General features: G+C 61.9%; 5 protein-coding genes. 1 reads left to right on the top strand and 4 read right to left on the bottom strand.

What is annotated here, in order from left to right:
* Nucleotides 1-97 precede the first annotated feature (97 nt).
* The 4 genes from AC3WMT_RS30725 to AC3WMT_RS30710 all read right to left on the bottom strand — a co-directional run bounded on the left by AC3WMT_RS30725 (nucleotide 98) and on the right by AC3WMT_RS30710 (nucleotide 5,736).
* Nucleotides 98-1,285 carry a pyridoxal phosphate-dependent aminotransferase gene (locus AC3WMT_RS30725; RefSeq protein ID WP_103307419.1) on the bottom strand — a complete coding sequence of 396 codons (1,188 nt, stop codon included), beginning with the start codon at nucleotides 1,283-1,285 and terminating at the stop codon, nucleotides 98-100.
* Nucleotides 1,286-1,326: 41 nt separating this feature from the next.
* Nucleotides 1,327-2,952 (bottom strand): methyl-accepting chemotaxis protein, encoded by a 1,626-nt coding sequence (locus tag AC3WMT_RS30720; protein WP_103307420.1) that lies wholly within the window; start codon nucleotides 2,950-2,952, stop codon nucleotides 1,327-1,329.
* Nucleotides 2,953-3,297: 345 nt separating this feature from the next.
* Nucleotides 3,298-4,440: a glycerate kinase gene (locus tag AC3WMT_RS30715; protein WP_103307421.1), complete on the bottom strand. Its 1,143-nt coding sequence runs from the start codon at nucleotides 4,438-4,440 to the stop codon at nucleotides 3,298-3,300.
* Between the two features lie 177 nt (nucleotides 4,441-4,617).
* Nucleotides 4,618-5,736: a sugar diacid recognition domain-containing protein gene (locus AC3WMT_RS30710; RefSeq protein WP_103307422.1), complete on the bottom strand. Its 1,119-nt coding sequence runs from the start codon at nucleotides 5,734-5,736 to the stop codon at nucleotides 4,618-4,620.
* A gap of 171 nt (nucleotides 5,737-5,907) precedes the next feature.
* Here AC3WMT_RS30710 and AC3WMT_RS30705 point away from each other — a divergent pair, with 171 nt between their 5' ends.
* A complete protein-coding gene (locus AC3WMT_RS30705; protein WP_103307423.1) occupies nucleotides 5,908-7,218 on the top strand; it encodes an MFS transporter in 1,311 nt (436 codons plus the stop codon).
* Nucleotides 7,219-7,337 lie beyond the last annotated feature (119 nt).

The following is a 7,337-nucleotide window of genomic DNA, read 5'->3' as shown; positions in this document are numbered from 1 at the left end:
CAGCTTCTGTGGTGGCCGATTCAATGTCTGAAGAAACCCAATCCCCTGTGGGAGCTGGCTTGCCAGCGATGGGGCCAGTGAACACGCTGCAAAACCATCAGGCACTGCGCGCCTGTAACAGCTGCGCCGCGCACAGGGCAATCCGCGCACAGGCATCCGCCAGTTTCACCCGGTCCAGCACCAGCCCGAGGCGGATATGCCCCGCCGCACTCGGCCCGAACGCCTCTCCGGCCAGCACCGACACGCCGTAACCTTCGAGCAACCGCTCGGCAAACGCCTGCGCGCCCAATCCGGTCTGGCGCACATCGACCATGACGAACATCCCGCCATCCGGTCGAATCGGCTGCAATCCCGGGCACCCGCGCAAGCGTTCGCACACCAGGTCCCGGCGCAGGCGATATTCCTCGCGCATCTGCGACACTTCCGGCAGGTCTGAAGCCAGCGCGACTTCCGCGGCTTTCTGGACAAAGTCCGGCAGGCCAAACAGCATGCTCAACGACAGATTGACCAGATGCTCGGCCAACGATTTCGGGCCGATCGTCCAGCCGATACGCCACCCGGTCATGGCGTGGGATTTCGACAGGCTGTTGATCGTCGCCGTGCGTTCGGCCATCCCCGGCAGGCTCGCCGGGCTGATGTGTTGGCCTTCGTAAAGGAGTTCGCTGTAGACCTCGTCGCTGATCAGCCACAGGTCATGATGAATGCACAGCGCCGCCAGTTCCTGCCAGATCAGCAGCGGCAGGCTCGCGCCGCAAGGGTTGTTGGGACTGTTGAGCAGCATGGCGCGGGTCTTCGGCGTGATCCGCGCGGCGACATCGGCGGGGTCGACGCGAAAGCCGTTTTCCGGACGCACCGGCACCGGCACCACGGTCGCGCCGCAAGCGCCGAACACCCCTTCATAGGTGACGTACATCGGCTCGGCGACGATCACCTCGTCGCCCGGGTCGAGCAAGCATTGCGCCACCGAATACACCGCGCACTGCGCGCCGGGCATGACAATCACATGATCGGCGTCGACTGCCTGACCACTGCGTTGCCGGTGGCGTGCGGCAATCAACTGACGCAGCGCCAGCCGGCCACGGACTTCGGAATAATGCGTATCGCCCGCCAGCAGGCTGTCGATGGCGCCGTGGACGATCGGCAGTGGTGTATCAAAATCCGGGTCGCCCACGCTCAGCAGCAATATGTCGACACCCTCGGCGCGCAACTCCAGCGCTCGGTCGTGAATCTGCCAGGCCGCTGCTCCCTCCCCGGCGATTCGTTGGGTCAAGGCTGAATAGCGCATGTACGTCTCCTGATTGCGCAGTCTCCAGCCTTCACCCTATCTCAAATCACAAAACGCGCCACCATGGCGTTCAAATCCACCGCCAGACGCGACAGTTCGTGGGTCGCGGCGCTGGTCTGGTTGGCGCCGGCGGCCGATTGCGTGGCCAGATCGCGGATGTTGACCAGGTTGCGGTCGACTTCACGCGAGACTTGCGCCTGCTCTTCCGAAGCGCTGGCGATGACCAGGTTGCGTTCGTTGATCTGGTGGATCGACTGGGTGATCTGCTCCAGGGCAACGCCGGCAGCGCGGGCCATTTCCAGGGTGGACTGGGTGCGTTGATTGCTTTGCTGCATCGACGAAACCGCTTCACCGGTGCCGTTCTGGATGCCGGCGACCATTTTTTCGATTTCCTGAGTCGACTGCGCGGTGCGATGGGCCAGTGCGCGCACTTCGTCCGCGACCACGGCAAAACCGCGCCCGGCCTCACCGGCACGTGCCGCTTCGATGGCCGCGTTCAGCGCCAGCAGGTTGGTCTGTTCGGCAATGGCGCGGATCACGTCGAGCACTTTGCCGATATCACGACCTTGCGCGGCCAGGCCTTCGATCATTTGCGCGGTGTTCTGCACGTCGTGGGTCATGGTCTGGATCGCGTCGACGGTTTTCACCACTTGATCGCGACCTTCACGAGCGGCGTGGGTCGACTGGTTCGAGGCTTCGGACGTCGACACGGCGTTGCGTGCAACCTCCTCGACCGCCGCGGTCATCTCGTTGACGGCGGTGGCGGCTTGTTCGATTTCGTCGTTTTGCTGTTGCAGGCCGCGAGACGCTTCTTCAGTCACGGCGCTGAGTTCTTCGGCGGCGGCGCCCAGTTGCGTGGCGGAACCAGCGATCTGCTCAATGGTTTTGCGCAGGTTGGTCTGCATCGCGGCGAGGGCGGCGAGCAGGCGCGCCGGTTCGTCCTTGCCATCGACTTCGATCAGTTTGGTCAGGTTGCCACCGGCGATGGTTTGCGCCGCCTCAACGGCACGGTTCAGCGGAGTGACAATGCTGCGCGTCAGCAACAACGCCAGCAATACTGTAGCGAGCGCAGCGACAACCGCAACGATGACGATGCCAGTGATGGCGCTGTCGTAATGCTCGCCCGCCTGCATGGACGCGGTTTTGGCGTCAGCGGCGTTGATCGCGATCAGCTTGTTGAGCTGCTCGCCCATCTGGTCGGTGCCGTCCTTGATCCGCGTGTTGATCAGGGTGCGCATCTCGTCGAGCTTTTCCTGGCGAGACAGGTCCATCATCTGGTTTTGCGCTTGCAGGTAGTTGTCCAGGGTCGTCGCGAAAGACTGATACAGCGCACGCTCTTCCGGGCCCGCCGGTAGCGCGGCGTAAGCGGCCTGGGCACTGCGCACCTTGTCGACCAATACGCCGATGCGAGTCTGCGCTTCCTGCAACCCGGCGGCCTCGCGATTGACCAGCACGCGGAACGACAGAATCCGCAGGCGCAGGACGTTTTCCGTCACCACGCTGAGCTGCGTCACGCTGGGCAGTTGCGTCGAATCCATGTCGACTGAAGCCTGGCGGATGACCGACATGCGGTTGACGGCGAACACGCCAAGCACGATCACCAGCAAGGCAATAAAGGCAAAACCGAGGAAGGCACGGGGCGCGATATTGAGGTTACGCAAGGACATAGTTGGACTCTCGGAAGATAGAAACTACGAGCATCCATGCCGTGATCACTGACCCGTGGGGCGGGCTTCGGTCCGGCGTCACTGTTATTAGGGAGTTTTGTGCGCGCCTGATAGCTGTATCGGCCAGGCTTTAGGAAGATTGTGGGTCAAGAGCAAATATTTTCAGGGTGTTACGACAATGAAACATCTTGAAGCTTCTCCGGCTCCTGTGGCGAGGGGATTTGTCCCCGTTGGGCTGCGAAGCGGCCCCTTACAATCCTTCAGGCACTTCGCATACACAGGATTGGCGACTGCTGCGCAGCCGATCGGGGATAAATCCCCTCGCCACAAGGTTCTCGGTGCCGTTCAGGATTGGTGTCTTGCCAGCTGCCAGACGCGGGCGATGTCGGTGGCGCGTTCGCGCAGCAATCGTGGCGCTTCGGCGCAAGCCTTTTCCAGTGTCATCGGGCCGCTGGTCACGGCGAATGCGGCATCGATGCCGTGCGCGTAGAGTTCCTGATAGCCCTCCCCCAGGGTCCCGGCGATCACGATCACTGGAACCTGCGCCTGCTTGGCAATCCGCGCGACGCCGAACGGGGTTTTGCCGCGCAAGGTCTGGGCATCGAAGCGCCCTTCGCCCGTGATCAGCAGATCTGCGCCGTTGACCGCCTCAGCCAATCCGACCAGCTCGGCGACCACTTCGACACCGGCCTGAAACTGCGCGCCGAGAAACGCCTTGGCCGCGAAACCCAAACCACCTGCTGCGCCGCTGCCCGGCTCATCGCGCACATCTTTGCCCAACGCTTGCGCGCACAGCTCGGCGAAGTGGCCGAGGGCGTGATCGAGTTGTTGGACCTGCACGGGCGACGCCCCTTTCTGCGGACCGAAAATCGCCGAAGCACCGTGGGGTCCGCACAGCGGATTGTTGACGTCGGCGGCGATGTCGAAACGCACCTGCGCCAGGCGTGGGTCCAGCTCGCTCAGATCCAGTCGCGCCAATTGCGCCAATGCCAAACCACCCGGCACCAGCGCTTGCCCTTGAGCGTCGAGCAATTTCACCCCCAGCGCCTGCATCGCCCCGGCGCCGCCATCGTTGGTTGCGCTGCCGCCAATCGCCAGAATCACCCGTTGCGCACCGGCATCCAGCGCCGCACGAATCAGTTCGCCGGTGCCGAAGGTGCTGCTGATGCACGCGTCGCGCTGATCCAGCGGTACCAGTTGCAGACCGCTGGCCTCGGCCATTTCGATGATTGCCGTGTGGTTGTGCGGCAACCAGCCCCATGCGGCGTCAACCGGTACGCCCAACGGGCCGCGCACGCGGGTGCGGCGCAGTTCGCCTTCACACGCGGCGAGAATCGATTCGACGGTGCCTTCCCCGCCATCGGCCATTGGGCACTTGACCAGTGTGGCGTGTGGCCAGACTTGCGCCAGGCCCAGCGCAATGGCCTCGGCAACGCCTTGGGCACTCAGGCTGTCCTTGAATGAATCGGGGGCGATGACGATTTTCATGCGAATTCTCCTGTTCGAATGCCCTCATGCTGCCAGTCGGCATGCGCATTGACGCCTGTCCGCTGCACAAATGGCGCGGGGGTTTATTGTTCATTTCTACAAAAAACCTGAAATGGATGGCGAATGTCCCGGCCTCATCGCTGGCAAGCCAGCGATGGCGTCAGTGACATCACCCGCTTAATTCGGGTCAATCTGCGGTAGCAGTTGCACACCAAGATAAAGCGCCAACATCCCCTCCAGCCGTAACGGATCAACCCCGCTGATCTCGGCAATCCGCTCCATCCGGTAACGCAGGCTGTTGCGGTGAATCCCCAGCGCATCTGCACACGCCTGACTCTGACCGTCGTGGTCACACCAACTGCGCAGCGTCGCCAGCAACTGGCCGTTACCGTCCTTGGCGATCACTTTGCGCAGGGGTTTGAGCAATTCGTCCAGCGCATCATCGTTGCGATGACGCCACAACATCACCGGCAACCGGTAGCGATTGAGGATCAGCAAACGCGAGTGCGGCAACACTTCGCGGCCATAGGCGAGCAAATCCGCCACGCGTCGATAACACCGACGCAATCCGGCCAGCCCATCCGCTTGCCCGCCCACGGCGATGCGCAGAATGTTCCAGCCCAAGGCGTCGAGCTTTTCCAGCAACCGATCATGTTCGATGGTCAGACTCGCCGGCCGGCACCACAGCAACGACGACTTCGCCGACGTCACGCACCAACTGTCCGGGAAGCGCGACGTCAGCCAGGCACTCAAGGCATCGACGGTTTGCCCCGGCCCGTGTTCGGGCCCCAATTCGAACAGATACGGCACTCGGGTCATTTGCGGCTTGAGCCCAAGTTGCTGCGCTTCATCGAGCAAACGTGGCGAGTCCCCCGCTTCACTCAACAGCAACGCCAGCAAATCATCGCAACGCTGCCGTCGCCACTGCTGTTCGGCCTGCTGATTGCGCTGGCCGACCAACATCTCCGCCGTCATCCGCACCAGTTCGGCGTAAGTGCGCAGTTGTTCCGGCTCGCCGGTAATACCGAGTACGCCGATCAAACGCTGATCGAGCAGCAGTGGCAGGTTGATCCCGGGCTGCACGCCTTTCAGGTGCTGGGCGGTCGGCCCGTCTATCTCCACGACCCGCCCGTTGGCCAGCACCAGTTGCGCGCCTTCGTGGCGAGTGTTGATGCGCTCCGGTTCGCCGCTGCCGAGGATCAGCCCCTGGCTGTCCATGACGTTGACGTTGTACGGCAAAATGGCCATGGCCCGGTCGACGATGTCCTGCGCGAGGTCGTGATCGAGTTCGAACATAACGGAGAAAATCCTTATAGACAGGCACGGACGGTTGTTCACCCGCACAGGGCTTGGCGCAAAACCCTGTGCTCAGGCACAAAGACAATCCGGCCAAAGGTGGCCGAGACTCTCAGGGCGATCAACGTTACCCTTTGCATCGCAAAAAATCATAATAAAGAGAGAGCCGCTATGTCGCAGAGCGCCGCAGCTACCCAGACCATCGAAGACGATAAAAACGCCGTTTATAAACGCATCACCCTGCGTTTAATCCCCTTCATCTTCATCTGCTACCTGTTCAACTACCTCGACCGGGTCAACGTTGGATTCGCCAAACTGCAGATGCTTGATGCGCTGAAATTCAGCGAAACCGTCTACGGCCTCGGGGCCGGTATTTTCTTCATCGGCTACGTGCTGTGCGGCGTACCGAGCAACCTGGCGTTGACCAAGTTCGGTCCACGGCGCTGGATTGCCGTGATGATGATCACTTGGGGCACGCTGTCGACCTGCCTGTTGTTCGTCACCACGCCGACCGAGTTCTACACCCTGCGCCTGTTTACCGGTGCAGCCGAAGCCGGATTCTTCCCGGGCGTCGTGCTCTATCTCTCGCAGTGGTTCCCGACGTTCCGCCGTGGCCGGATCATGGCGCTGTTCATGTCGGCGATTCCGGTCTCGGGTTTGCTCGGCAGCCCGTTTTCCGGGTGGATTCTCAATCACTTTGCTGCGGGCCAGGGCGGCCTCGCCGGCTGGCAATGGATGTTTCTGCTGCAAGGTATTCCGACCGTTGTCTTGGGCGCACTGGCGTATTTCCTGCTCAGCGACAACTTCGCCAATGCCAAATGGCTGACCACGCATGAGCGCGCGGTACTGGAGGCCGATCAGGCCGAAGACTTGGCGAACAAGCCGAAAACCACCTCCGACTCGCTGATTGCGGTGTTCAAGAACCCGGCGATCTGGGCGTTTGGCCTGATTTATTTCTGCATCCAGAGTGGCGTGTACGCGATCAATTTCTGGCTGCCGTCGATCATCAAGAGCCTCGGCTTCAGCGACAACCTGGTGATCGGCTGGTTGAGCGCCATTCCGTATCTGCTGGCAGCGGTGTTCATGCTGCTGGTCGGGCGCTCGGCGGACCTGCGCAAAGAGCGGCGCTGGCATCTGGTGGTGCCGATGCTGATGGGTGCGATCGGCCTGATCATCGCGGTGAATTTCGCGGCCAATCCGGCGATTGCCATTCTCGGTCTGACCCTTGCAACCATGGGGGCGCTGACCGGTCTGCCGATGTTCTGGCCAGTGCCGACCGCCATGTTGAGTGCGGGCGCTGCCGCCGGTGGTCTGGCGCTGATCAACTCGATGGGGCAGATGGCCGGGTTCCTTAGCCCGTACCTGGTGGGTTGGGTCAAGGACAGCACCGGTTCGACCGATGCGGCGTTGTACCTGCTGGCCGGGGTGATTGTCGGCGGCAGCTTGCTGGCGTTGCGCATGACGCGGACATTGCGGGCTTGAGTTGATGCAAGGAAGAGCGGCCCTTTTCAGGGCCGTTTTTTATTGGGGTTTCGGCTTGTTTTTTTGTGGTGTTCTGAAGATCTTTTCCCCCTCACCCCAGCCCTCCCGAAACGTCGGAC

The organism is Pseudomonas sp. FW305-7 (assembly GCF_058786735.1).
The sequence above is the reverse complement of the archived record's forward strand: the minus strand, read 5'-3'. Positions and strand labels throughout refer to the sequence as shown.

Coding starts and splice junctions, on each gene's coding strand:
- AC3WMT_RS30725 (WP_103307419.1), bottom strand. CDS start 1,285: ATGCGCTATTCAGCCTTGACCCAACGAATCGCCGGGGAGGGAGCAGCG.
- AC3WMT_RS30720 (WP_103307420.1), bottom strand. CDS start 2,952: ATGTCCTTGCGTAACCTCAATATCGCGCCCCGTGCCTTCCTCGGTTTT.
- AC3WMT_RS30715 (WP_103307421.1), bottom strand. CDS start 4,440: ATGAAAATCGTCATCGCCCCCGATTCATTCAAGGACAGCCTGAGTGCC.
- AC3WMT_RS30710 (WP_103307422.1), bottom strand. CDS start 5,736: ATGTTCGAACTCGATCACGACCTCGCGCAGGACATCGTCGACCGGGCC.
- AC3WMT_RS30705 (WP_103307423.1), top strand. CDS start 5,908: ATGTCGCAGAGCGCCGCAGCTACCCAGACCATCGAAGACGATAAAAAC.